At 70.9% G+C, this 24,337-nt stretch carries 21 protein-coding genes; 10 read left to right on the top strand and 11 right to left on the bottom strand.

The window, feature by feature from the left end:
- Positions 1-68: 68 nt before the first annotated feature.
- The 4 genes from WMF11_RS49025 to WMF11_RS49040 are packed head-to-tail and all read left to right on the top strand — an operon-like array spanning position 69 to position 4,592.
- The gene (locus WMF11_RS49025) at positions 69-788 is read left to right on the top strand and encodes an ABC transporter ATP-binding protein (protein ID WP_437905904.1); all 720 of its coding nucleotides are present in this window, start codon (positions 69-71) and stop codon (positions 786-788) included.
- On the top strand, positions 785-2,044 hold the full coding sequence (locus WMF11_RS49030) for an ABC transporter permease (protein ID WP_437905905.1): 1,260 nt from the start codon (positions 785-787) through the stop codon (positions 2,042-2,044). Before WMF11_RS49025 ends, WMF11_RS49030 begins: the two co-directional genes overlap by 4 nt.
- Positions 2,038-3,237, top strand: coding sequence for an FtsX-like permease family protein (locus WMF11_RS49035; protein WP_437975662.1), 1,200 nt, complete (start codon positions 2,038-2,040; stop codon positions 3,235-3,237). The genes WMF11_RS49030 and WMF11_RS49035 overlap by 7 nt, the downstream gene beginning before the upstream one ends.
- Positions 3,234-4,592: a sensor histidine kinase gene (locus tag WMF11_RS49040; protein ID WP_437975663.1), complete on the top strand. Its 1,359-nt coding sequence runs from the start codon at positions 3,234-3,236 to the stop codon at positions 4,590-4,592. The genes WMF11_RS49035 and WMF11_RS49040 overlap by 4 nt, the downstream gene beginning before the upstream one ends.
- On the opposite strand, the gene WMF11_RS49045 is transcribed toward WMF11_RS49040, so the two are convergent.
- The 4 genes from WMF11_RS49045 to WMF11_RS49060 all read right to left on the bottom strand — a co-directional run bounded on the left by WMF11_RS49045 (position 4,585) and on the right by WMF11_RS49060 (position 8,295).
- Positions 4,585-5,991, bottom strand: coding sequence for a sigma-54-dependent transcriptional regulator (locus WMF11_RS49045; protein ID WP_437975664.1), 1,407 nt, complete (start codon positions 5,989-5,991; stop codon positions 4,585-4,587). The two genes, WMF11_RS49040 and WMF11_RS49045, sit on opposite strands and share 8 nt — an antisense overlap.
- A gap of 35 nt (positions 5,992-6,026) precedes the next feature.
- Positions 6,027-6,638: an NADPH-dependent FMN reductase gene (locus WMF11_RS49050; RefSeq protein ID WP_437547686.1), complete on the bottom strand. Its 612-nt coding sequence runs from the start codon at positions 6,636-6,638 to the stop codon at positions 6,027-6,029.
- A gap of 206 nt (positions 6,639-6,844) precedes the next feature.
- Positions 6,845-7,372 carry a hypothetical protein gene (locus WMF11_RS49055; RefSeq protein ID WP_437975665.1) on the bottom strand — a complete coding sequence of 176 codons (528 nt, stop codon included), beginning with the start codon at positions 7,370-7,372 and terminating at the stop codon, positions 6,845-6,847.
- Positions 7,369-8,295 carry a class I SAM-dependent methyltransferase gene (locus WMF11_RS49060; RefSeq protein WP_437975666.1) on the bottom strand — a complete coding sequence of 309 codons (927 nt, stop codon included), beginning with the start codon at positions 8,293-8,295 and terminating at the stop codon, positions 7,369-7,371. The genes WMF11_RS49055 and WMF11_RS49060 overlap by 4 nt, the downstream gene beginning before the upstream one ends.
- A 198-nt stretch (positions 8,296-8,493) precedes the next feature.
- On the opposite strand from WMF11_RS49060, the gene tam reads away from it, so the two are divergent.
- Complete coding sequence (tam, locus tag WMF11_RS49065; RefSeq protein WP_437975667.1) at positions 8,494-9,264, top strand: trans-aconitate 2-methyltransferase; 771 nt, start codon at positions 8,494-8,496, stop codon at positions 9,262-9,264.
- 18 nt (positions 9,265-9,282) lie between these two features.
- Here the strand turns inward: tam and WMF11_RS49070 are convergent, their stop codons facing one another.
- On the bottom strand, positions 9,283-9,663 hold the full coding sequence (locus WMF11_RS49070; protein ID WP_437547690.1) for a hypothetical protein: 381 nt from the start codon (positions 9,661-9,663) through the stop codon (positions 9,283-9,285).
- Positions 9,664-10,508: 845 nt separating this feature from the next.
- Here WMF11_RS49070 and WMF11_RS49075 point away from each other — a divergent pair.
- Positions 10,509-11,534 (top strand): hypothetical protein, encoded by a 1,026-nt coding sequence (locus tag WMF11_RS49075; protein ID WP_437975668.1) that lies wholly within the window; start codon positions 10,509-10,511, stop codon positions 11,532-11,534.
- 214 nt (positions 11,535-11,748) lie between these two features.
- On the opposite strand, the gene WMF11_RS49080 is transcribed toward WMF11_RS49075, so the two are convergent.
- The 3 genes from WMF11_RS49080 to WMF11_RS49090 form a co-directional block, all read right to left on the bottom strand.
- Entirely contained in the window at positions 11,749-11,961 is a 213-nt protein-coding gene (locus WMF11_RS49080; protein ID WP_272104003.1) for a hypothetical protein, read from the bottom strand.
- Between the two features lie 63 nt (positions 11,962-12,024).
- Positions 12,025-12,891: a helix-turn-helix transcriptional regulator gene (locus WMF11_RS49085; RefSeq protein ID WP_437975669.1), complete on the bottom strand. Its 867-nt coding sequence runs from the start codon at positions 12,889-12,891 to the stop codon at positions 12,025-12,027.
- Between the two features lie 150 nt (positions 12,892-13,041).
- Positions 13,042-14,160 carry an RNA polymerase sigma factor gene (locus tag WMF11_RS49090; RefSeq protein ID WP_437975670.1) on the bottom strand — a complete coding sequence of 373 codons (1,119 nt, stop codon included), beginning with the start codon at positions 14,158-14,160 and terminating at the stop codon, positions 13,042-13,044.
- Between the two features lie 226 nt (positions 14,161-14,386).
- Here WMF11_RS49090 and WMF11_RS49095 point away from each other — a divergent pair, with 226 nt between their 5' ends.
- Genes WMF11_RS49095 through WMF11_RS49105 form a run of 3 tightly spaced genes read left to right on the top strand, consistent with a single transcriptional unit; the run spans position 14,387 to position 18,758 of the window.
- Positions 14,387-15,571 (top strand): hypothetical protein, encoded by a 1,185-nt coding sequence (locus WMF11_RS49095; RefSeq protein ID WP_437975671.1) that lies wholly within the window; start codon positions 14,387-14,389, stop codon positions 15,569-15,571.
- A 15-nt stretch (positions 15,572-15,586) separates the two neighbouring features.
- On the top strand, positions 15,587-17,191 hold the full coding sequence (locus WMF11_RS49100) for a hypothetical protein (RefSeq protein WP_437975672.1): 1,605 nt from the start codon (positions 15,587-15,589) through the stop codon (positions 17,189-17,191).
- A 37-nt stretch (positions 17,192-17,228) separates the two neighbouring features.
- Positions 17,229-18,758: a hypothetical protein gene (locus WMF11_RS49105; RefSeq protein WP_437975673.1), complete on the top strand. Its 1,530-nt coding sequence runs from the start codon at positions 17,229-17,231 to the stop codon at positions 18,756-18,758.
- Positions 18,759-18,937: 179 nt separating this feature from the next.
- Here the strand turns inward: WMF11_RS49105 and WMF11_RS49110 are convergent, their stop codons facing one another.
- From WMF11_RS49110 to WMF11_RS49120, 3 genes are all read right to left on the bottom strand, one after another.
- Complete coding sequence (locus WMF11_RS49110) at positions 18,938-19,504, bottom strand: hypothetical protein (protein WP_437975674.1); 567 nt, start codon at positions 19,502-19,504, stop codon at positions 18,938-18,940.
- Positions 19,505-20,243: 739 nt separating this feature from the next.
- A complete protein-coding gene (locus WMF11_RS49115; protein WP_437975675.1) occupies positions 20,244-20,606 on the bottom strand; it encodes a hypothetical protein in 363 nt (120 codons plus the stop codon).
- A gap of 179 nt (positions 20,607-20,785) precedes the next feature.
- Positions 20,786-21,535: a hypothetical protein gene (locus WMF11_RS49120; protein WP_437975676.1), complete on the bottom strand. Its 750-nt coding sequence runs from the start codon at positions 21,533-21,535 to the stop codon at positions 20,786-20,788.
- 2,373 nt (positions 21,536-23,908) lie between these two features.
- Here WMF11_RS49120 and WMF11_RS49125 point away from each other — a divergent pair.
- On the top strand, positions 23,909-24,103 hold the full coding sequence (locus WMF11_RS49125; RefSeq protein ID WP_437975677.1) for a hypothetical protein: 195 nt from the start codon (positions 23,909-23,911) through the stop codon (positions 24,101-24,103).
- The last annotated feature ends 234 nt before the right edge of the window (positions 24,104-24,337 follow it).

Raw genomic sequence — 24,337 nt, forward strand, 5'->3', positions numbered from 1 at the left:
ACGACGGTAGCTGTCTGGCCGGTGGCCTTGAAGATAAAGTACCTGCATTTCCTGCCAGAGAGACCGACATGATACGGATGACGAACGTCACCAAGGTCTACCGGCGCGGCCTGTTCGAGACCCACGCGCTCTCCGGGTTCACGCTGCACGTGGCGCGCGGCGAGTTCCTCGCCGTGATGGGCCCCTCCGGCTCCGGCAAGACGACGTTCCTCAACGTCGCAGGGCTGCTCGATCCCTTCGACGGGGGCGAGTACCTGCTCGACGGCGAGCCGATGCAGGGGCTCTCCGACGCCCGCGCGAGCGCCATCCGGAACCGGAAGATCGGCTTCGTGTTCCAGAGCTTCCAGCTCATCGCCGACCTCGACGTGCTCGACAACGTCGACGTGCCGCTGCGGGTCCGCGGCCTGGCCGCGCGTGTGCGGCGCGAGCGCGCCCTGCGCGCGCTCGAGGGCGTCGGCCTGAGCGCGCGGCTCCACCACCGGCCCAGCGAGCTCTCGGGCGGCCAGCAGCAGCGCGTCGCGATCGCGCGCGCGCTGGTCGGCGAGCCCTCGCTCCTCCTGGCCGACGAGCCCACCGGCAACCTCGACTCCCGCTCGGCGCGGCAGATCCTCGATCTGCTCGAGCGCATCCACGCCGGCGGCACGACGATCGTCATGACGACGCACGACCCCGAGCTGGCGGCGCGGGCGCGCCGCAGGGTCCACGTGCTCGACGGCAAGCTCATCGATCCCTGGGCCCTCGCGCCGCCGGCGCCGCCCTCGGAAGCTCCGCCGGAGGGCCTCCCGTGACGGCCGGCGACGCGCTCCGGATGGCCCTCAGGAGCCTCGGCCGGCAACCCGGGCACACCGCCATCATGCTGCTGGCGTTCACGCTCGGCCTCGCCGCGTGGACCGCCGCGCGCGCTGTCCTCCACGCGCGCGCGTCCGATCCGTTCGCGTCGGCGCGCGGGCTCTACTTCGTCTCCCTCCCGCGGGAGGGCGGCGCCGTCACCGATCCCAGGGCGATCGATCCCCCGAGCTACCGGGATCGCGTCCTCCTCGAGAGCCCCCACCCTTCGCGCGCGTCGGATCTCTTCGCCGCCGTGGCCGCAGGGAGCCCGGACGACGGCCCGCTCGCCCCTGTCCAGGTGATCTTTTGCACCAGCGATCTCTTCGGCATGGTGGGCGCAACGGTCCGGAGCGGCGCGATCTGGCCGGCGGCGGAGGGCGCCGGCCAGGAGCGCCCCGTCGTGCTCTCCGACGTGGCGGAGCGCGCGCTGTTCTCCGGAGCGAGCGGGATCGGTCGCACGCTGCGGCTCTTCGGCGAGCCGTTCCGGGTGGTCGGCGTCGTCGCGCTCCCGGCCGCCCCGCGCACGCGCGCCCCGCGCACGGCCGTCGTCTTCGCGCCGAGCGCCGCCGGCCTCGCGCTCGGCGTCCGGCCGGCGCTGGTCCGTGAGGTCGAGGACCCGGGCGGCAGCTTCGACGCGCTCGCCGCCACCGACAACGGCTGGCTGGATCTCGTGGTCGAGCTGCGCGACGAGCCCAGCCGGGCCGCGTTCCAGGCCGAGCTCGACGCCTACGCCCGCGGCGAGCGCGCGCGCGGCCGGCGCGTCCTCGGGGCCGAGCTCGTGCCGCGCGAGCGCCTGCACGCGCTCCGCGCGGACGACCCCGGCACGACCCTGTTCGTCCTGCTCGCCGACGTCCTCCTCGGCGCCTGCACGCTCAGCGTCGCGCGGCTGCTCGAGGGGAAGCTCCGCGCGAAGCGCGCCGAGATCGCCGTCTACCGCGCGTTCGGCGCGAGCGCCCGCGGCGTCTTCCTCGGGCTCCTGACCGAGGTGGCGCTCGTGGCCGCGAGCGCCGCCGCGCTCGCCATCGGCGTCGCCGCGGCGGCGCTCGAGATCGTCAACCGCGTCATCCACCTCCGGCCGGTCGACTACCACCTCGAGGCGCGCTCCGCCGGCGCGGCGCTCGTGGCCGCGATGGCCGCCGGCCTCCTCGCCGGCGCGTACCCGGCCCTGCGCGCGGCGAGGATCCCTCCGGCCGAAGGGCTCCGGCGATCGTGCTAGGCCCCCTCGTCAGGGCGCTCTCTCGCCGGAAGACGCCCGCGCTCCTCATGGTGCTCGAGACCGCCTTCGGCTTCGCCGTGGCCGTGCACGCCTCGGGGCTCGCCGTCCACTATGCCCGCGGCGCCTCCGCGCCGCGCGGCATCGAGACGCGGTCGCTGCTGCTCGCCGCGACCGAGCGCGACGGCCCGAGCTTCGCGTCCCTCGACGAGCGCGCGGCCGCGGTCCGCCGCGACGCCGCGGCCCTCGGGCGCGTCGCCGGCGTCCTCGCCGCCGCCGAGGCGACCGCGGCGCCGTTCAACCTCACGCACAGGGAGGTCGTCGAGACGACCCTCCCGGGCGGCCCGCGCGCGGTCGCCTGGATGCTCGACGATCGCGGCGGCGTCGCCGAGGTCCTCGGCCTCGCTCCCCTCGCGGGGCGCCTGCTCGCCGCAGCGGACGCCGCGGGCGCGGAGGCGACGCCCGCCGTCGTCACGCAGGCGCTCGCGGCGCGCCTCTTCCCGGACGGCCGCGCGGTCGGGCAGACCGTGCGCCGGAGCGCCCGGCAGAGGCCCCTCGTCGTCGTCGGCGTCGTCCCGTCGTTCCGCGTCGCCATGGGCCGCGATCCCGACGACGCCCAGCGCGCCCTCTTCGCGGCCGAGGGGCCCGCCCTCGGCCGCTCGCTGACGTACCTCGTCCGTGTCGATCCGGGCGCTGACGACCGCGCCGGCGCGCGCGTGCGGGAGGCCCTCGAGCGCGCCGATCCGCGCCGCGCCGTGCTCGTGCGCCGGCTCGACGAGGGCGTCGACCTCGACGCCGGCACGAGCCGCGGCGCCGGCGGCCTGGCCCTCACGCTCCTCGGGGCGATCTTCGTCGTCGTGTTCCTGGGGCGCATCGGGATGGCCTCGCTGCTCGTGGCCGAGCGCCGCCAGGCCCTCGGCATCCGCCGTGCCCTGGGCGCGACCCGCGCCGACGTCGCGCGCCTCGTGCTCGCGGAGAACGCGCTGCTCACGACGGCCGGCCTCGCCGCCGGCGCCGTCGCCCTCGCCGGGCTCCGGGCCGCGGCGCGCGCCGTGGCCCCCGAGCTCGACGTGCCCCTCGAGCCGCCGACGGCCCTCCTGGTCGCCGTGGCCTTCTGGCTCGCGGGCATGGCCGCGGCGCTCGTGCCCGCGCTCCGGGCGAGCGCTGTTTCCCCCGCGGAGGCGTCGCGATCATGACCTCCTTCCACGCGTGGCCCCGCGCGCTTCTCCGTGTGCCCCTCCAGGTCCGCCTCGCCTCGGTGGTCGCCCTGACCGCCGCCGCCGCTTGCGCCGGGAGCCTCGCCGCCGCGCGAGCGCAGGCGTCCCTGCCCGTGTCCGCCCTTGCGGGGCTCGGGCTCGCGCTGGTCGCCGGCGCGCTCGCCTCCCGCGCGCTGCTCGGGCGCGCGGTCGGCCTGCTCCGCGCGGTGACCGACGGCCTCGCGAGCTTCGCCGAGTCCGACTACACGCAGCGCGTCCGGCACGACCGCCGGGACGAGCTCGGGGATCTCGTCGAGCGCCACAACCGCCTCGGCGACGCCCTGCGGGCGCAGCGCGACGACCTCTACCAGAAGGAGCTCCTGCTCGAGACGGCGCTCGACGCCACGCCCGTCGCGATGGTGCTCCACGACGAGGCGGGCCGGATCGTGTACGGCAACGGCGCTGCGCGCGCCCTCTTCGCCGCGGGCGAGCGCATTGGCCAGAGGACGCTCTCCGCGCTGCTCGCCGGGGAGCCCGAGGAGCTCCGCGCCGCGATGATCGCCGGGCGGGACGCCCTCGTGTCCGTCGAGCGCCGGGGCGAGCTCGAGACGCTGTACGTCGCCCGCCGCGCGTTCCGCCTGAACACCCAGGCGCACGTCCTCGTCTCGGTCCGGTCGCTCACGCGCGAGATCTCGCGCCGGGAGGCGGAGCTCCACAGGAACGCGATCCGGTTGATCAGCCACGAGCTCAACAACTCCCTCGCGCCGATCTCCTCGCTCCTCCACTCGGGCCGCCTCCTGCTCGATTGCCCGGAGCAGCGGGAGCGCCTCGGCGTGGTCTTCGACACCATCGAGGAGCGGAGCGCGCACCTCGCCCGCTTCCTCGCCGCGTACGCCGAGCTCGCGCGCCTCCCGCCGCCCGCCCCCGAGCGGGTCGCGTGGCGCCCTTTCCTGGAGCGGCTGCGCGGGCTCGCGCCCTTCACGCTGGGCGGCGCGCCGGACGAGCCAGGCTTCTTCGATCCAGCGCAGATCCAGCAGCTCCTCCTGAACCTGCTCAAGAACGCCGTGGAGGCCGGGAGCCCGCCCGACCAGATCGAGGTCTCGGTGCGGCGCCTCGCGACGGGCGAGCTCGCGCTCACGGTGGCCGACCGAGGCCACGGGCTGCCGGACGATGCCCCGGGCAAGGCGCTCCTGCCCTTCTACTCGACCAAGCAGCAGGGCCGCGGGCTCGGCCTCGCGCTCTGTCGCGAGATCGCGACCGCGCATGGCGGCGCGCTCGCGCTGCGGCGCCGCGAGGGGGGCGGGGCCGAGGCGGAGTGCCGCCTGCCGCCGCCGCCGGACGAGCGCGCTACTTGAGCTTCCGCTCGATCTGGATCCCGAGCCGGTCCATGCGCCTGTAGAGCCCCTGCCGGCTCAGGCCGAGCGACGCCGCGGCCTTGGCGACGACGCCCCGCGCCTCGACGAGCGCGCGCTCGATCTCGAGGCGCTCGGAGGAGGTCGCGGAAGGCGCGGACGACGCGGCGTGCGCAGCTGGCGCCGGCGGCACGCGCGCGACCGCGTCGAGCCCCAGGTCGTGCGGCTCGATCGTCTCGCCCTTGCGCACCAGCGCCGCGCGCGTGAGCCGGTTCTCCAGCTCGCGGACGTTGCCCGGCCAGTCGTGCTCGGTGAGCGCGTGGCGCGCGCGCGGGCCGAGCGTCACCCGCTCGCCGCCCGCCGCGCGCGCGGCGAGGCGATCGAGCAGGTGGCTCGCGATCGGCGCGATGTCCTCGGGGCGATCGCGCAGCGCGGGGATCGTCAACTCGATGACGTTGAGCCGGAAGTACAGGTCTTCGCGGAAGGATCCCTCGGCGATCGCCCGCGGGAGATCGCGGTTGGTCGCGCTCAGCACGCGCACGTCGGCCTTGCGGGTGACGCTGCTCCCGAGCCGCTGGTACTCGCCGGTCTGGAGGACGCGCAGCAGCTTCTTCTGGCCGTTCAGCGACAGCGTGCCGATCTCGTCGAGGAAGAGGGTGCCGCCGTCGGCCTCCTCGAAGCGGCCGGCGCGGAGGCGGGTCGCGCCGGTGAACGCGCCTGGCTCCGCGCCGAACAGCTCCGCCTCGACGAGCTCGTCGGGGAGGGCCCCGGCGTTCACCTTGACGAACGGCCGGTCCCGCCGCCGCGAGTTGGCCTGGACGATGGTGGCGAGGAGCTCTTTCCCGGTGCCGTTCGGCCCGGTGATGAGGACGGGCACGTCGGCGGGCGCGACCTTGACGGCGAGGCTCACGACCTCGTGCATCGCGTCGCTCGCGTACACGAGCCCGGCCAGGTCGTGGCGCTCGGCGAGCCTGTGCCGCGCGCGCCCGCGCTGGGCCAGGAGGCGCGCGTTCTCCTGCTCGAGCGCCCGCAGCCGCGCGAGGTTGCCCACGGTGGCGACGAGCTTCTGGTCGTCCCACGGCTTGGGCACGTAGTCGCTCGCCCCCGCCTTGATCAGCTCGACCGCGCCCGCGATCGACGTGAACGCGGTCATGGCCACGACGGGCAGCTCGGGGTCGACGGCCTTGATCCGGCGGAGCAGCTCCATCCCCTCTTCGCCCGAGGTGGCGCTCTGCCGGAAGTTCATGTCCTGGACCACGGCGCCGAGCTCGTCGCCGAGCACCGCCGCCATCGCCTCATCGGGCGTGGCGGCGACGCGGACCTCGTGCCCGTGCAGCTCGAACAGCGTCGTCAGCGCGACGCAGACGGCGGGCTGATCGTCGATGACGAGGATCTTCGGCACCCGGCGAGACTAGCGTGTTCGCCGCCGGGGGCCCGTCACATCCCGTAAGGGTACTTGGCCAGGTCGATCGCGCCGCTCGCGCGGACCTGCTGCAGGGCCTTTCCGTACTGGAGGAGCATGCCCAGCGCGTAGCGGAGCCGCTCGCGGATGCGCTCGTCGTCGGGGGACTGCGGCGCCTCCGGGTCGTTGAGGAGGCCGCGGACGTTGCGCACGATCACGTGGTCCGGGATGTAGCAAAGGTACGTGTTCTTGTAGCTGCTCATGCGCAGCTCCGCGATCGGGTAGGCGCCGCCCGAGCTCGCGGAGACCCCGACGATGAGCGCGGGCTTGTGCGCGAGCTCGCCCCGGGAGCAGAGGAGGAAGAAGTTCTTGAGTCCGGCGGGGACCATGCCGCCCCACTCCGGCGCGATGATCACGAAGGCGTCGGACGTCTTGAGCTCGGCGGAGATGGGGCCCCAGACGCGCTCCCATTTCTCGGACGGCTGCCAGACCTCCGGATCCCAGAGCGGAAGCGGGTTGTCGGCGAGATCGAGCGTGTACGTGGAGGAGACGTCCGCCGACGACGACAGCTGTTGCTGCACGTGGCGCGCGATCTTCCCCGATTCGGAGCCGTTGCGGTGACTGCCTGAGATGACAGCGAGCTTCATAGGGTATTGCCTGCGGCCGGCGACGGATCGCGCGGCGCTCCTCGGTGATCGGTGGATTGCGGCGCGATGCTACCCCGCGCTCGCGCGGCGGGTCGAGGAGTTCGTCGGCGCGGGGGACCCCCTCGGCCCCGCGCCGCGAGAGGCGCCGTGGCGACAGGCGCCTCTCGCGGCGAGCGTCGCGCCCGGAGCCGCTTGAGGAGGACCGTTTACGAAGGCTGGAAGGGGACGGGCCGGCCGCGGCGCCAGCCGCGCCCGAGCAGCCGCTCGATGAGGCCGATCGTCAGCGCCGAGGCGAGCGTCAGGGCGGCCGTCTCCGCGCGCGCGGCGGCCAGCGCGGCGAGGAGCGCGCCCGCGGCGAGGACCCAGGGGCGCACCATGGTGAGCGGGCCCAGGATCGTCACGCTGGCGAGCACGCGCGCCTCGTGGATGGGCAGCGCGTAGGCGAGCAGGGCGGTGCAGACGAGGGTGGCGTAGGCGCCGTAGACGAGGATCAGGCGCCGTCCGGCCGCGAGCAGATCGATCCAGAGGCCCGCGGGGTCGGGCGCGAGCCCGAGCACGGCGAAGGTGAGGGCCGCGAGCGCGGCGACGGCGAGGAGCCCTGCGAGGGCGCCGCGGCGGACGGCGCGGAGGAAATAGGCGCGCTTCTCGATGCGCGGGTTGCGGCCGGCGGCGTCGCGAAAGCCGCAGAACGCCGCGTCGACAAGGGCGAGCAGCGTGAGCAGCGCGGGGATCACGTGAACGCTCCGAGCCGGCGGCCGGCGCGCGGGCCGAGCTGCTCGAGCTGGTCGACGAAGCGCGCGCGCAGGTCCGGGCGGAGGCCGATCACCGCGTGCATGATGCGCAGGACGGGAAAGGGCCCGACGTGGCCGTCGAACAGCGCGGAGGAGAGGCCCTCGGCGCCGGCGCGCGCCGCCGCGAGGAGCGCGTCGCCGGCGTGGGCGCGGAGGGCGGAGAGGACGCCGTCGTGGCGGGAGAGCGGCTCGCGCATGCGGGCCTGGTGGAAGATCCAGGCGCCCAGGGGAGACAGGTGGCTCGGCTTGATGTCGAAGTGGATGAACGCGAGGGCGCCCGCCCTGGCCTGCTCGCGGAAGAACGACACGAGGGCGTCGCCGCGGAAATGGTGGACGACGCCGGTGGACAGGAAGACGGTGGCTGGCTCGCGCAGCGTGAACGCGTTGGCCACGTGGAAGCGGCACGGGAGGCCCTCGTCGCTGGCCGCCGCGCGCGCGGCCTCGATCAGCGCGCGGTTGTAATCGCAGCCCACGAGCTCGACGTCGGCGCCCAGCGCCCCGCGGGCGGCGAGCCAGCGGACGACGTAGCCGAGCCCGCAGCCCACGTCGACGACGCGCAGGGGGCGGGGCGCGCCGGCGGCGCGCAGCGCGTCGAGCAGCGGCGCGAGCACGAAGCGGACGCGCGCTCCCTGGTCGAACTCCTCGGACAGGCGCTGCAGCTCGGCGTGGACGCGGAGCAGGAGCGCGTCGACGGCGGCCTCGTCGAGCAGATCGTCCCGCGCCGGGAGCCGCGCAGCGAGCCGGGCTGCGCCGGGGCGTCCTGCGGCGCGGAGGCGCTCGACCACCGCGCTCCGGCGCACGGGCAGGCGCGCGAGGGTGTCGGGATCGTAGTCGACGAGGAGATCGGAGATCTCCGGAGCATCCACCGGCGCGAGGGTGCCGCTCCCGTGCGGGGATGTCCAGCGCGGCGCTCGGCCGCGCCGGCGCTGTCGTGCGTCGCGACAGTTGCCGCGGTCGTCCTTGGCCTCTACGTCGATGGGCGTGCCCGGATCTGCTGAAGGTAGAGGGCAGGGGGGCGGCGGTGGAGCTCACGCTCTGGGGTGCTGGCTCGGTGGAGGTGTGCAATGGCGGACTGGGATCCTGCGCAGTACCTGAAGTTCGAGGACCAGCGGGCGCGTCCTGCGATTGACCTGCTCGGCCGGGTCGACCTCACCGCGCCGGGCGACATCGTCGATCTCGGGTGCGGGGCCGGCAACATCACCCGCCTCGTGGCGCAGCGCTTCCCGGGCCGGGGGATCCTCGGGGTCGACAGCTCTCCGGAGATGCTGGCGCAGGCGCGCGCCGCGCTGCCCGGGGCGCGGTTCGTCGAGGGCGACATCGCGCGCTTCGCGCCGTCCGCGCCCCCCGCGCTGATCTTCAGCAACGCCGCGCTGCACTGGCTCGACGACCACCAGGCGCTGTTCCCGGCGCTGCTCGGGCGGCTCGCGGCCGGCGGCGTGCTGGCGGTGCAGATGCCGAGGAACCACGGCGCGCCGTCGCACGCCGCGATGGTGGAGGCGAGCCGGTTGCCTCGCTTCCGCGACAAGCTGGCGGCGGTGGTGAGGGAGAGCCCGGTCGCGGCGCCGGCGGCGTATTACGGGATGCTGGCGCCGCACGCGGCGCGGATCGACATCTGGGAGACGGAGTATCTGCACGTCCTCGAGGGCGCGAATCCGGTCGTCGAGTGGACCAAGGGGACCGCGCTGCGGCCGCTGCTCGCGGCGCTCGATGAGCACGAGCGGGCCGAGTTCCTGGAGGAGTACGGCGGGCGGGTGGCGGCGGCGTATCCGAAGGCGGCGGACGGGAAGACGCCGTTTCCGTTCCGGCGGTTGTTCCTCGTCGCCACGGCGCGGTGAGCGCGGCCGCCGCGCGGCTCAGCGCGTGTACTCGATGGCGCCGACGCCTTCGGCCTCGGGCAGCACGGTCACGAGCGCCTGCGCCCCGACGGAGGCGGACGAGAGCGAGGAGCGGACGGCGACGAGCCATGTCCGGTCGCTCCTGCGCGCGACGAGGATGGCGCAGCGCTCGCCCTGGGGCGCGCCCGCGCGCGCCTCGGCCTCCTGGACCACGCGCGCCTCGGAGGCGTCGCAGCCCTGGACGTCGAACTTGCGGTTCAACAGCGCGGTCAGCGCCATGCTGGCGGCCTTCTTCGCGGTGACCTCTTCGGCCGTCGGGGCTGCGGGGGGCGGCGCCGGGGCGCACCCGGCGGAGAGCGCTGCGAGGAGGGGTATCCACCGTGCGATGGTGCGTGTCACGGCGCTGTCCTATCGCGGCGGCGGCGCCACGGGAAGCCCTCGTTGCGCGGAGCTGCTTGGCGCCGGCCTGCACGGTTGAGCCGCCGCGTGTGGAGCGACACGGCGACTTGCGTGGTTAAACAATGGTTCATTTCGCTCATTTACGCTCATGGGAGACATGGCTGGAGGCGTGCGCGCAGCTTGCCCACCTCATGGAGGTGGCAGTAGCGTGCTGCCCATGCCGACGCTCGAGCACAACGGTTTCGTCGACATGTTCCGCGAGGACATCTCCGGCGCCGAGGCGTCAGCGGCCGAAATGTCTCTTATTTCAATTGGTTCCGACTGACGCTTGGCCGAATCATCTTCCCGCGTGGCCCAACGCGGGCCCAACGAACCGCCTGTGAAGGCGCCAGCGTCCGCCGTGGCGGGCGCGGGGACGTCGCCCGGAGGCGCCGTCTGACCGGGCGGCACGCCGGCGGCGGAAGCTTCGGCGCTCGCCGAGCCCGTGTCTGCTCCAGCGGACGCGGTATGGGCTCCGCCTACCGAGCCGCCCTTTCCTCTCAGCTCGGGGATCGCCTCGTCCAGGGGGGCAAAGTCGCCCAGCCCAAGCTCGGCGATCTTGCGCGCGGCGCGCTTGTAGTGATGGATCTGTCCGTTCGACTTGTGTTCGGTCGGTCGGATCGGTACGAGCCAGGGTGAGGACGGGGGCGCTGCAGCCGCCATCGCGGGATCGGCGTGCCCGGATCATCCTCAAGCTCGTCCGGCGCGCGTCCTCGTCCATCGAGTTGACGCGGCCTCACCACCACATACATATCCACGGTGAGCGGCCCGTAATGGCACAGCGTACGGCCTGAATAGGGCCGACCATGGCGGCGCTGGAGCTCTTCACGCAGGGGGAATGTATGAGTGACCAGAGAGGCCGAGCCAGGAGAGATGACAAGGCGATCGATACGAGCCGCGAAGAGGCTGTCGATCCCGGACTCGATCTTCCCATCGCGGCGTTTCTGCCCGTGATGGAGCAGCCGCTTCCGCCGTTCGACCCCTCCAACCTTTCGAGGTACGTTTGGCGTGAGATTGACGAGTCATCCCGGCCGTTGCTCGCGAGGCTCGACCCGGGCTCGCGCCGCGCGTACGAGAGGCTCGGGCGCGTGCCCGGGCCGAGGCGCTATGAGCTGGGCAGCTTTCAGATCGACGAGCACAGGTTCGTCTCCTTCGAGGCGATCCCGGCGTTCGGCGAGGTCAGTTACTCGGAGATCGCCGAGGTTCCTCCGGGGTCGACGGCTCCGCCAGAAAAGGTGCGCGATGGTGACAGTCCGTCCCCCTTGATGCGTTTCTTGCAGCTCACGGACAGGAGCGTCCCGGTCCCCCTGGTTCTCCGGGAGCTCGACGACGAGAGCGACGCCCCGGAGGTCGAGAGAGCGCTCGAGGGGCGCGACGTCGTCGACTCGCTGGCCGATCTCGGCAGACCGGCCGATCTCCGTCGCGTGGACCTGCGAGCAGCCCTGGAGGCGGCCGCGAGCGTGTGCTCCGACGCAGGCGATGACGTCTTCTCGGGTAATTACTGCCAATCCAAGGGCATTTGGCACTGCGACAGCGCGGCGAGGACGAAGCTGACACGGGGCAGCGGGTCGAAGAGGCGGAAGGTCTCCCACTCCATCATCGCTGCCTGCAACGGCAGCACACGGCTCGAGCACCTGTTCCGCCACTGGGACTTCTGGAATGCCAAGTGGACCTGGCAAGCCGTCTACTATAACGACGGAAAGTGGCATCAGCAGATTCCGTCCGGCAGGACGTGGTACTGGCAGCACGTCGGCTCGCGCAAACGGCGGCGTGAGATCAGGATCGAGGCGTTCCAGGGGTACTTCAGGGCCTGGACGGCGTTCTACAACTGAGCGGAGTCAGGACCCGGACGGCGTTCTACAACTGAGCAGAGCCCCCCCGACTCGTGCCCATGTCGTCCCAGGAGAAGGGAGGCCGGCAGACGCCCCTTGGAGGCTGCGGGCCGCCAATCTGGGCGGCGCGTACAGTAGAGTGGTAACCGCTGAGCCCAACGGGACACGGCGTGCCAGTTGCATCGACGCCACGATGACGCGGGTTCGTCGGCAGCTAGATCGTGGCCTCGTCATCCCTCAGAAGCCCGTCAATCTTGCTTAACAAATCTCGCTTGACCCGCTGCCGGTTCAGTTCGTCCTCGTAACCGGCCTTGACGGATGCGACCTTGACAACGCCCTTGATCATCATCAGAGCGTCGATCGTTCGCTGCGCCTCATCGTCATCCAAGTCGCGCCGAAAGTGGACAACCAGGCCCTTGACGCTCATTGCAATCCCACTCCCTGCACAGAGATCTCCCTGGCTTCTCGAAACATAATGATATTACGCCATTCACCCATGGCTCCTTACTCCCGGAAGTGTCGTGTTCAGCGGAGAGCGCTCTACGTCCTCCCAATCGGCAGCCGTTGCGGAACCCGACCCGCCTTCGTCACGCTGTACTGGGAAGCTCGTCAGCGTGGCAGCGCGCCGGGCGAGCTCAGTCCCCGTCGCGACGCCGACAGGGAGCGGCGACCGAAGCCGCGGCAGTGGAGGCGGCGGGAGCTTCGCCCGCGGGCTCCTGGCCGCAAGCTCGGGAGACTTCACCACAGGCGGAGGAACGTCGAGCGCGCGGGGAGGTAGCGTCGGCGGTGTCGAGCTCTGCGCCGGCGACGATGCGGGACGCGCCGAGCTCTCGCGCTTGGTGACGGGCTCGCCGACCTGGATCACCACGGTCTCCTCGGCGTCCGTCCGGTGGTCGTCGTGCAGCTGCCAGAGGCGCTCCCAGTACCGCGCCGGCGTGCCGGTGAAGGCCTCGAGCTGCCGGGCAAGGCCGGGCGTCATCGGGAGGTCGCTCCTCAGCAACCGTTCCACCTCCCTCGACTCCAACCCCGTGCTCTCGGCCAGCTTCCTCCTCCACGAAGGCATCGTCGCGCAGAACGACTCGAGGACCCTTCCTGGCCAGGGGACGGGACGCGCACGGGCGTCTGTTAGTTCCGCGAGCGCCGCGTCGACGTGACAGTCCAGAAGGCGCCGGTATCGATCCCGGTCCCCCACGGCCTGCTCCTTCGCATCGGTGAGGGCTGCCTCCTCGTCGTCATGCGCGTGCTCGCGCGCCTCGCGAAGCCCGCGCTCCCGTCCCAGCGCTTCGCGCGCGGTGACCGCGAAGCCGATCGCGACGCACGCGATCATCGCGAGCCCGAGCGGCGAAATGAGCCACATCGCACCAAGTAGATCCTCCATCGTACTCATCGCGTTTCGTCTCCTGGACGTGATCGCTCATGTCGGGATGCAAGGCGGATCTTCGCCTTGTGCTGTCCGAAGACATCACCAAGGTCACCGCCTGTGAGCTGCCGAAGGACAGCCGACGATTCAGCGAAGCTGCCGGAGGAGTGCTTCGCGCTCGGCGACGAACCGCCCACGGGGGAACTCCCGCGCGTGGATGTTCAGCAGCCGGAGAGCCTCGACGTTCGCCGTGACATTGCGGGCCTCGATGGCCCGCCGGGCCTGGTTGATCAGGCTCCGCTCGCGCTCCTCGCCGGTCGGTCGAACGGCGCTCGCCGGAGGCGCGGGCCGGCGATCGGTCGTCGTTGAGGGAACGGGCGTGCTGCTCGCCACCGCCTGCACGCGCGCGCTTCCTTGCGCCCTCGGTGACGACATCCCGTGCGCGATCGGCGCGGCCGGTGCTGCGGCGCTGTGCGCGCGTTCTCCGCCGGCGGGCGCTTCGGCGCTGTGCGCACCGTCTCGCGCAGGCGACGCCGCAGCCTCTTGCGCAGCGGGCGGGGTGGCAGGGACCGCCGCCGCCCCGTACCACGATTGCAGGTCGGGCAGGGACGACACCGAGGAGACGAGCGCGCCGGTCAGCAGGGCGAGCGCACCCTGAACGACGATCCTCACGGCCAGGCGGCGTAGCGAGGCCACCCACGACGCGCGGCGCCCGAAGCCCAGTGCGAGCGGCACGCAGAGGCGATCGTCCCTTCCCTGCGAGCGCTCCTGCGCCTGCCACCGCTCCCGCTGCACCCGGAGCTCCTGGTGCGCCCGCCAATATCGCGTCCTCACCGTGTCCAGCGGAAGTCCCTGCTCGGCCGCGATCTCGGCGAGCGGAACCTCTTGGAGGTCGTGCTTGATCACGACATCCCGGTACTTGGGATCGAGTTGGTCTATCAGCTCCCGCGTGAACTTTTCCCGCTGCCGTCTCCGGAGCAGCTCCTCCGGCGTGGGGTACTCGTCTCGGATCTCGCACTCATCAAACGACGTCAGCACCTCGCCGCGGCAGCGTGCGTCACGGACGTGATTACGCGCCTGGTTGATGGCGATCGTGACCCGGTACGGCGCTGGGTCTCCCCCCGGGTCGAGCCGCTTGTCGGCCTCCAGCCCGCGCAGCAGCGCTTCCTGAGCGATATCCTCGGCGTTTCGCTCCGGCACGCCGTGGCGCCTGGCGAGGCGCCGGAAGAGCTCGAAGCCGGGGAAGACGGTCGGTGGCTTGCCCACGCTAAGCAGCACACTTGAGCGGGTCCAAACGCTTCAAAAAAGAGAACCAGCGAGCAATATTGGTCGGATAATGTAATCCAAGGCGCTATCTTCAACCACACGGAAGCGGGTCTACAGGACGACTGAGCACATTCCGTCATACGACCGCCAATTCTCGCCCAAACGGCCGAGGCGTCGCGATTCCTGGCGGTTGACGCCGAACGGCCGGCGTCAGTACCGTCCCTGGATGCGTTGCATTGCGCATTCGCTCTCGATATTTCTCGCGCTCGGGATCGCAACAGGCTTCCCGACCTCGTCCAGCGCCGATGATGCCCCCCCGAAGGCGCAACAGACTTCACGGAGTCTGCCAGCGCCGCCGATGTCCCCCCCGAAGGCGAGACCGAACGACAGCTCATCGGTAAAGGACCATGTTCGCCGTGGTCAGAGAGCGCGCAATGCCGGGCGGTGGAGCGAGGCATACGCTGCCTACAAGGCTGCTTTCGACGCCGCGGACCCGACGACCAGCACCGAGCGAGAGCGGGCGGAGATCGCCGGCGAGCTCGGCCTTTGCGAGGTCGCGTTGCACAAGTATCGCGATGCGGCCGAGCACCTTGCTAAAAGCCTCGAACAGCGCGAAGCGCTGCCGGACGCGCTCGAGCGGCGATTCCAGGCAGGCCAGCGCGAGGCAGTGAAGCGCGTCGCCACGCTCGTGCTCTCGGTGGATCCGCCCGACGCCGAGGTGCTCATCGACGGCGAGCGCGTCGGACGGACCGCGCGCACCTATACGCTCTTCTTCGAGCCGGGGGACAAACACATGGTGCGGGGCCGTGCACCGGGCCACGCGGACGCGTTTCAGGGGTTCCTTGGCGTGGCGGGCGTGGAGCACGAGATGACCATGGAGCTATCCCGCGCGGCGGCGGGGAGCGCCACGGAGGCGAGCAGCGCCAAGGAGACCGCGCCTCAATCACCGAAGGAAAGGCCGCAGGCCGTGGGCTCTTCGCCTGCTGTGAGGCGCCGTCCACCCAGCCCCTGGACATCCTGGCCAGGCACCCTGCGCACCGCCGGTATTGGGTTGACCTTGGCGACAGGTTCGCTCGGTGCGGTCTTCATGGTCCGCGCGAGGACTGCCGACGGAGACCTGCACGAGCGGAACGCGAGGCTCGACGCAGCGGGGGTCTCTCAGGGGGCGTGTCGGGAAACGCCGAAACCTTCCTCGTGCTCCGAGCTGTCAGGGCTACGACGAGAACGAGATCTCTTCGCCGGGCTCGGAACGGCGATGGTGGTGACGAGCGGTGTGGTGGGTGCTGCGACCCTGGCTTCGTTCTTCACGGATTTCTCTTTTCTGCACGCTGAACCGACCAAAGGTCGGCTTGGGCTGGCGCCGACGATTGCACCGACACAGGCCGGCCTCGTGGCTTACGGCGCGTGGTGATCAGGGAGCAAGGACATGCCTCTTCTCAAACTGCAACGAATGCGGCTGCTGTTGGCCGTGGGCATCCTCTCCACGGTCGGCGCGGGTGGCCTCTCCGGGTGCGCTTACGACGATAGCTGCTATGAAGAACGCCTCTGCCTCACACCACCGAAGTCTGTCTGTGATGGCGACCCCTCCACGGCGGTGGCGTACGACGAGTGCGGCGTGTTCGTCAGCAAGCAGGGCGCCGACAACAGACTCGGGACGAAGGGAGCGCCGGTGAAGACGCTCCAGCACGCGATCGGGCTAGCCGCGCACGGGCGAGGCAACGGCCAAGCGGCGACCGGGCGTGTGTACGCTTGCGGTGGGGCGTTCGAGGAGGCGATCACGCTGCCGTCGGGGGTTGACCTGTGGGGCGGGCGTCTCTGCGATGACGGCGACGATTGGTCGTATGAGGGGTCGTTCGGCGGGCCGGATCACCCGACGATCATCGCTCCGCTGAGGGGGATCCCGCTGCGGGTGATCCAGGGGCAGGACACCTCGACGATCTTCGGTGTGCACGTCGTGGCGGCGGATGCCTCGGCGAGCGATGGCAAGTCGTCGATCGCGATGATCTTGAGCGAAGGGACCAAGGCGAACGTGGTGTCGAGCAAGGTCGTCGCGGGCGAGGGCAAGGAAGGTGAGCCGGGCGATGACGCGCCGAGCTTCCGCGCGAGCGCCGGCGTGGTGGGGAACGACGGCGCGGACGCCTGCACCGCGGACGCGGCGCCGGGCGCCCTTCCGGTCGTGACCGTGTGCGGCGACGGGATTGAGTCGACGGGTGGGTACGGCGGAGACGGCGGGGTGGACACGGGCGGCGATGGTGCTTCAGGGCTGCCGGAGCCGGTCGGCAATCCGGAGAACCGCGGCCTGGCTGGGAGCGGCGCGTCCAGCATGCCGTGTACGAACGGGGGCCGCGGAGCAGACGGCGCCGACGCGGAGCACGCTGCCGGAGCGATTGGCGTTGGCCGCCTGGACCTTGACGGATGGATCGGCGTCCGCGGGGAGGGCGGCAAGAGGGGCGGCGTCGGCCAGGGCGGTGGCGGGGGTGGCGGCAGCAGCTCGCGCACCCTTACGTTCGCGTGTCCGACGGGCCGACCCCAGGGCGGCGCGGCCGGAGGATCAGGGGGCAGCGGCGGCTGCGGTGGCAAGGGAGGCGATGGGGGCGACTACGGCGGCGCGAGCATCGCGATCGTGGCATTGCAGGGGAGCGCTCTCACGGTCAAGGCCAGCCGGGTCCTCGGAGGGAAGGGCGGCAATGGTGGCGTCGGCGGAACGGGCCAGTGGGGAGGCGCTGGTTGGGGCGGTGGCAATGGTGGGCGCTCTTTGACCGGCATGGCGGGAGGGTGCGCCGGCGGCGCTGGCGGCAACGGTGGCCGTGGGGGCGACGGCGGCGGCGGCCTCGGGGGAGCGTCCTTCGGCATCGCCTCCATGAGCGCCTCCGTGAACCTTCTGGAGGATGCGATCGTCTTGCCCGGACAACCTGGCCAGGGTGGCCGCCCTGGCAATGCAGTCACCGACGATGCGCCAGGCCAGGGGCAAGAGGGGCCTGCGCTGTTCTGGTACAGGTTCGATGCGCCAGATCCGGAACCGCCCCGATGAGCCGCCCTGTACTGACGGCACACGTCAGGAGACGCACATGAGAAAGACCATCGCCGCTACGCTGTGCCTTCTATTGTCACCGTGGGCGACCGGCTGCGGAACTGTACCCGACGCTGGCGCGCCTTGCGAGGGCACCTCGTGCGATGACGAGCCGCCCCCGGAGTCGGTCTGCGTCGAGCACGTCGCCGCTGATATCCTCGACGACGGCTGCGGCGTGTTCGTCGCCGGAAACTTCGGCGGCGGCGACGACAGGAACCCCGGAACGAAGGCGAAACCGGTGTACACCGTCGCGCATGCCATAGAGCTCGCGCGCACTGGACGAGGGCGCGTGTTCCTCTGCAACGACTTCTTCGAGGTGGATCCGATCACGCTGCCCTCTGGCGTGGACATCCTTGGCGGCTTCAACTGCCGGGAATGGGTGCGCGATTCCCAGCTCCCGCGGTCCACGCTCAAGTACAGGCAGTTCGACGATACCCTGATGACGATCGCGCCCGCGGGCCCCAAGGACCAGGGGGCAGCGGACGGCGTCTCGACGCTCGCCGATCTCAACTTTCACGCGTCAGGCGCGATCGGCGTGGTCGCTCAGTCCAACACGGTGGTGGAGATCCTGCGGAGCGAGATCCGCGTGCGCAGCGGAAGGGCAGGCAGCAAAGGTGAGAAGTGGCCCCTGTACAGCCCACCCGACGGACCGGACGGCATGTTCGCTGCGGAGGCGTGCTCGGCGGCCATCGTCGCCGGCGGGGCTGCAGCCGTGAACCGGTGCGAGAGCGGGCTCACGAGCATCGGCGGCAAGGGAGGAGACGGGCTGCCCGACAGCGCCGAGGATGGCGACGACGGTGAGCCCGCCTCGGAGCGGGACCCGTCGCCCTCGGGCATCGGTGGTACCGCGGAGCAGGACAATGTCCGCTGCTACGACGGGTCCGACGGGGGCCCCGGGGCTCCGGGAACGCAGGGGCCGCCCGGCGAGGGCATCGGGCGGCTCACCGAGACAGGATGGGAGGGCGACACGGGGGCGGAGGGGAGTTGGGGCACGCCGGGGCAAGGCGGCGGCGGCGGCGGCGGTCGTCGGGGCGGACTCGCCATGTGCGGTATGGCCTCCAAGGGAGGCGCGGGAGGAGGCTCGGGCGGGGCCGGCGGCTGTGGTGGCCGAGGGGGCCGCGGGGGAGCGAATGCACATCCGGCGCTCGGCGTCGTCGCGCTTCACGCCCGCTTGACCGTACGCGATAGCACGATCACGACGGGTGGCGGCGGCACGGGTGGCGACGGCGGGCCGCCCCAGGAGGGCGGCCGAGGCGGCAGAGGTGCACCGGGCGCCGACCTGCTGGACGTCTTTCAGGCCTGCATGGGTGGCCGTGGCGGCGAGGGAGGGCCTGGCGGCTACGGTGGCCCCGGGCGCGGCGGCGACTCGATCGGCGTCGCCTACCTTGACGAGGAGCAACTCACGCTCGAGGGCGTCACCTTCGAGATCGGACAGCCGGGCACGGGCGGCACCAGCTGGCACCACGATGGTACGACGACGACGGGGCCGAGCGGCGAGCGTCACGAGACGTTTCGGTTTCCTGAGTAGCCGCAGTCACGTCAGGGGAGGACGGCGCGGATCCCAAGGCATCCCCCCACTTTGTAGGCAAGCTGCTGGCCAACGTGCGCCTCGACGTCCAGGGAGCCGCGCCGCCCCGGAGGGGGCGCCGCCGAGCTCGCCTCGAGCTTCTCGCCGTCCACGCGGACGGCGCACGACCTGGGGAAGGGCTACACCGGATCCACCCAAGTCCATACGTCCGAGAAGAGGCATACATAGATCGTCGCCTCGCCCATCAACGCCCCGTCCATCTCTACATCCGGCACCACCTCGTTCCCAAGCTCCGGTGGGATCGGTCGATACCCAGGGTACGTCGCCTCGATCTCTTCTACCACCGCCGCCGATATCTCGTCGGGCTCGCCCCTGTCGTGGATCCCGTAATAGGGCCCGAGGAGGCTCACGTGGAAGCTGAGCGAAGCCCTGTCGCTGAGCGATGGAACGGGCCCCACGTCCTTGGCGCGATAGATGCGGGCCGAGTACGCCGGGTTGCTCCACCCCGCCACCAGGCTGACCGACTCGTTCTGCAGGCTGTATCGATCGCCCAAGCGGTGGATCATTGCTTCCCACGTTGGGTACTCCGCTCGCCCACGGTTTGCGGCTTCTATCAGGCGGCGGTGCTCCTCCGTGTCGTCGTAGAAGGGCTCGCCGGGAGGCACGTGGATGCGCTCGAAGTTCCGCACGCCCCGCGGGTAGCAGCCGTAGACGACATCGAGCAGCTCGGAGCGAGTTATCATCATCTCTTTACAACAGCGGCGCCGAGTCGCCGATCCCTGGACTTGAACGCAGCGTCCGCCTCATCGACGAGCTTATGGCAGAAGATTCCAGGCGGGAGTTCATAGTCCATGCGGTTTGCGACCAGGTCAATGGCGGCGCTCCGCCCTCGACCAGATGGACATCGACGGCGCCGAGCTCGCCAGCGTCCGCCTCGACCCCGCGGCCGCTCCCCCGCCAGGCGCCTCCCCAAGCGAGCGGCGCCCCCCTTGCGGGGTACAGCCGCGTTACCACGTCAGCGACGGCGCCGGATGCCGAAAACGACTGCGGCGGCCATGCCAACGAGCACGAGCAGGGCCACGCCGACCCACGCCCAATCCCAGGGATCCGAGCTCAAGGAGATGGCCACCGCGCCGCACCCGGGAGACCATGCTCTTCGTTCCATCAGGCAGCCCATCCTCTCATAAACCGCTCCCTTCGGTCCGCCGGAAGCTGCGGACCCCGCCGCGGTGCTCCTCGACGCCGCAGCCCCGCTATCTGCTCGGGCACCGTGTACGTTAGCGCGATCGCGAGGTCGCCGGCGTCCGCCGCGACGTGGCCGAGCTCGACCAGGTGGACGGCCATAGCTCCCGAGCTCGCCGACGTGCGCCTCGACCTACGCGCCCGCGCCGCCGGGGGGCGAAGCCGCCGAGCTCGCTTCGAGCTCCTCGCCGGCGGCGCGTCACGAGCCCGGCCACGTCGACGACGGACGCCAAGGGGAAAGGGTTACGCCGGATCTACGAAAGTCCATGCGACCGAGAAGAGGCACATGTTGATCGTCGCCTTGCCCATCGACGCCCCGTCCATCGCCACATCCGGTACCACCTCGTTCCCGAGCTCCGACGGGATCGGTCGGTAGCCGGGGTACGTGGCCTCGATCTCCCGAGCGATCTCGCGCGCTACCGGCTCCTCCTCGGGGATGCCGGGCAGGTGGATCCCGTAGTACGGCCCGAGCAAGGACACATGGAAGCTGAGCGCTGTTTGGTCCGTGAGCCAGATGCGGGCCGAGTACGCCGGGTCGGCCCCCCCGGACAACAGGTGGAGTGACTCGTTTTGAAGGCCGTATCGATCCCCCAGGCGGCGGATCATCGCTTTCCACGTTGGGTACTCCGCTCGCCCGCGGCTTGCAGCTCCCACCAGGCGGCGGTGCTCTTCCGTGTCGTCGTAGAAGGGCTCGTTGGGAGGTACATGGATGCGTGCGAAATTATGCACGCCCCGCGGGTAAAATCCGTAAACGAGATCGAGCAGCTCAGAGCGAGTTATCACCATTAGTTCGTCACCCTGGCACCGAGTCGCGGATAGTTGGATTTGAACGTCGCCAGCATCTCGTCGACAAGCCTGTCGCAGAAGGTCCCCTGCGGCAAGTCGTAGTCCATGCGGTTTGCGACCTCCTCCGCGATCTCCTCGCTGAGGCTGGCTGCACGGCTTGAATCGATTCGCCCCATCAACTCGGTCCGGAGCGGCATTCCGATGGTGAGAGGGCAGTTCCAGCTCTTGATCTTGCGTGGGATAGTGAGTCTCTTGAACTTCGGGTTGGCCCTAGCCTCTTGCCACCCTCCGCCTTTACCCTCGCCGTCGTCCTCGACGGTGGTGAAAAACTTGAATTCCGATGGATCGAAATCTACGTACACCCACGGGGCCATTCCAGGCGGCGGGCACTTCGAGCTGCACGCATCGCTACAGCTCAAGAAGGTTGCTCCATCTCCGGATATGTCGCCGAATCCAGGGCACGGGTCTGGCGGGCTCTCCGGGCTATCTGTCGGCCTCTCCGAGCTGTCGCTCGGGCTCTCCTCCTCGTCTTCGTGGTCCGTTTTGTTGCACTGCAGCTTGCGCTCGCTACCGTACTCCGATCCGCTCGGCGGCGCATCCCCGAAGTCGCCGGAGGTGACGGAGGTGATGACGGGAACAGACGGCCCGACTGGTCCACCTGCACCTGCACCGCTCTCCCACTCCTCGATGGGATAGCAGTCTCCTACCGTCAAGTTGCATGCCGCTAGCATGCAGATGAGGACGGCCATAATCGGCAGCAGAATTCCTCTTGCGTTTATTTTACACTCCATCGAAGCACGGGACCGGCGACAACAAGCACCGACACATAACCTGGAAGCACAAGACTTCTCCCGCCGACCCAATCCACGTTCGCGCTCACCGACACGCCGAGCGGTCCGGCAACGTACGCGTTGGTTTGCGCATGGGCGCCTGCCGCCATGCCGGCAACGCGCCCACACATTGTACGTCCACAAGCCGGCATAAAGTAGACCGCGACCGATGGCCCCGCACTCAAGTCGCCATTCTCCCAACTATATCCGAGGGCAACGATGGTGCTGTTGTAGACACCAGCTCCACCTATCTGGATTGGGGGTATGACACTGAACAGATCGCGAAGGCTAAACAGGAGATCGCTCCTGATGCGCCACGATATTCCCGCATGCGGGCTCACCGCGAGGCGCGTCGTGGTGCCAGCCTGGAGCCACCCGAAGTTAATTCCGGCGCTCAGCTCGGATGCGTCTGCCTGCATCGGAACGACACTGAGGACGAGAGCGAGCACTGCCCCCGATGGGATATGCCGGCCTGTCGTCTTCATCATCCTCTTCCCGTCTTCCGCAACTCGCGAGCAGTCTGCCGACGCGGGCCATTTTTCTGATCTCAGGATCGGCGTCGAACGGAATCTAGTCGGGCACATTGCACTGGCCAGGGGTCGTACCGTCCAGAGTGTGCGCCAGCGGGCAGCTACCTGCGCGGCTGCAGCGCGTGTCGACGTGCCGGCGCCAGCTGCCTGTCGCGCCGCCGCGGGAGCGCGCGAGCGGCCACACGCCCCGCGTTGCACGATGTCGGCTGCAAGCCCGATCCAGCGCGGCGCAGTGCGCAGGCAGCGGTGACCGTTCGCTGTGACGGCCACGCGCGTGGCACCACGCGACGTCGCTCGCGCGGCCACGTCGCCCGCGAGCGCGGCGCTTGGCGGTGGCCTGCGCGGTCAGCGACGACGACGCGCTAGCGCTCACGCGCCCGGAGCCACACGACGTTGCTCGCGCGTCTGAGCCGCCCGGGAGCGCCACACGCCGCGGCGCCATCGGCGGGGAGCCACGAGACCGGCCACGGGTGGCCCGATGGCGCTCGGCAGGCACCGCAGCCCGGACGGTCCCGCAGCCCTCGCCGCAGCTCAAGGGCGTCGCCGCTATTGCCCCGGCCGGTGGGCCTCTCGGCGTCGAGCTGCCGAGCCGCGCGTACGCCGATCACCAGGCGCAGGCGATGCAGATCACCCAGGAATGCCATCACCTCGATCACACCGCGCGCGGTACTCCGGCGAGCGGAGCGGGAGAACAGACGGATCAAGAGCTCGACCATGCCGCTGCGCAGCCGCGCGTCTTCGATCGACGGCGCCCGCGCGACCGGGGCGGGCCGCGCCGCGTGTCTCACGATTCTGCGGTGCCGCGACCACGCGCGGCTTGGACGCCCGCTCGCAACGAGCGATCGCAGGGCCCGACGCGCTTGAGCACACGGACATCGACGGCCCCGAACTCGCCGGCGTCCACCTCGATCCCCGTGCGCAGAGCGGTCAGGGACCTCGGCCCTGCGGCATGTATGCTCGAGCGCCATGTAGCGCGTCGTCGGCGGCCCCGCGCATATGCGGTCGCTCTGGAGCGAGGAATGCGGGGTTCCTGTCTGCCTTGGCGCCATGTGCGTCGCGCAGAACGGGCGCCAGCTGGCCGACGCGCGCCGTGCCGACGTCGCGCGCGAAGTCATCCAGGTGAACCTCGACCCGGCGACGGCTCCTCGCGCGCCGGCGTCCACCTCGACCCCGCGGCCGCTGTCTGCTCCGGCACCAAGCAGCGCGACGCCGGCGCGATCCCGAACTCGCGTGCCTCCATCATGTGGCCGCAGCCGCTCCCGCGGAGCGCTCGGCGTGCCTCTTGATCTCCGCAGCCGCCCCCCCGCGTACTCAACCAGGCAGACGGCAGCGTCGATTCGCTGGCGACGTGAGCTCGGTCGGGTGGAGCGCGTCGCGGATCATTTCCTCCAGGTAGAAGCGCCTCAAACAGTAGGCTCGGCTACCCTGCGGAGCCGCTGACGCCCGAGAAAGCGCATTCTCGGGCATCACGCACAGCATTTCTCACCTAGTGCGACCCCGCAGCGCGCCCGCCGAGCTCCGTGCACCACACGGCGGCTCTGGTCCTCCGTGGCACCACGGCACGGCCGCAGCCCCGGCGGCACCGGTGGCGGAGGCAGCGGTGAGCCCCCATCGGGGTCGCCTTCACGGCGACGTCGGTGTCTGAGGAAGGGGACCGGGGGATCGATGTTCGTCCCGACGCCGGCCGCACCGAGTTCGCGGCTCACGCGAGAGCCAGCCGCTCGGCCGCACCGTCCGACCGCTCCTCTGGTACACTCCCAGCGTGCGTCCCGCTCGCTATCCCTGCACAGCTGCCGAGATCCTCCGATCCGTCGCGCAGCGCGACCGCACCCTGCTGCTCCGGCTCGGCCTTAACCTGGACAACCCCGCCCACGCGGAGCTCTTCGTCGAGGGCGTGCGCGCCGCGGACGACGCCATCGCGGCCCAGGTGCGGTGGGAGCGGGAGCGGCTGGGCTGAGGGCCGCCCGTTCGGTTGACTGCGGGAGCGCATAGATCGCCGGCTCAGCCCAGACCTCGCATCCTGAACCGCGGAGCCTCGGACCCGGCGCCGAGGGCGACCTTCGCAGCTCCGGCGTCCGGTGCGTCTTGCATCGGGTTCGATTCCACGCGCCCCCGCCATGATTTCGCGTGCTTGCGCGCCGTGCGGACGACTCCCAGACGAGACACCGCCCTCCCAGAGCGAGAGCGGCAC

This window comes from Sorangium sp. So ce295, assembly GCF_051527405.1.
GTDB classification, from domain to species: domain Bacteria; phylum Myxococcota_A; class Polyangia; order Polyangiales; family Polyangiaceae; genus Sorangium; species Sorangium cellulosum_B.

Bases quoted from the DNA above. Each gene is read 5' to 3' on its own strand.
- WMF11_RS49115 (WP_437975675.1), bottom strand. From the start codon at position 20,606: ATGATCCGCCGCCTGGGGGATCGATACGGCCTTCAAAACGAGTCACTC.
- WMF11_RS49100 (WP_437975672.1), top strand. From the start codon at position 15,587: ATGCCTCTTCTCAAACTGCAACGAATGCGGCTGCTGTTGGCCGTGGGC.
- WMF11_RS49085 (WP_437975669.1), bottom strand. From the start codon at position 12,891: ATGTGGCTCATTTCGCCGCTCGGGCTCGCGATGATCGCGTGCGTCGCG.
- tam (WP_437975667.1), top strand. From the start codon at position 8,494: ATGGCGGACTGGGATCCTGCGCAGTACCTGAAGTTCGAGGACCAGCGG.
- WMF11_RS49120 (WP_437975676.1), bottom strand. From the start codon at position 21,535: ATGGCCGTCCTCATCTGCATGCTAGCGGCATGCAACTTGACGGTAGGA.
- WMF11_RS49075 (WP_437975668.1), top strand. From the start codon at position 10,509: ATGGCGGCGCTGGAGCTCTTCACGCAGGGGGAATGTATGAGTGACCAG.
- WMF11_RS49095 (WP_437975671.1), top strand. From the start codon at position 14,387: ATGCGTTGCATTGCGCATTCGCTCTCGATATTTCTCGCGCTCGGGATC.
- WMF11_RS49050 (WP_437547686.1), bottom strand. From the start codon at position 6,638: ATGAAGCTCGCTGTCATCTCAGGCAGTCACCGCAACGGCTCCGAATCG.
- WMF11_RS49110 (WP_437975674.1), bottom strand. From the start codon at position 19,504: ATGATGATAACTCGCTCCGAGCTGCTCGATGTCGTCTACGGCTGCTAC.
- WMF11_RS49105 (WP_437975673.1), top strand. From the start codon at position 17,229: ATGAGAAAGACCATCGCCGCTACGCTGTGCCTTCTATTGTCACCGTGG.
- WMF11_RS49025 (WP_437905904.1), top strand. From the start codon at position 69: ATGATACGGATGACGAACGTCACCAAGGTCTACCGGCGCGGCCTGTTC.
- WMF11_RS49080 (WP_272104003.1), bottom strand. From the start codon at position 11,961: ATGAGCGTCAAGGGCCTGGTTGTCCACTTTCGGCGCGACTTGGATGAC.
- WMF11_RS49040 (WP_437975663.1), top strand. From the start codon at position 3,234: ATGACCTCCTTCCACGCGTGGCCCCGCGCGCTTCTCCGTGTGCCCCTC.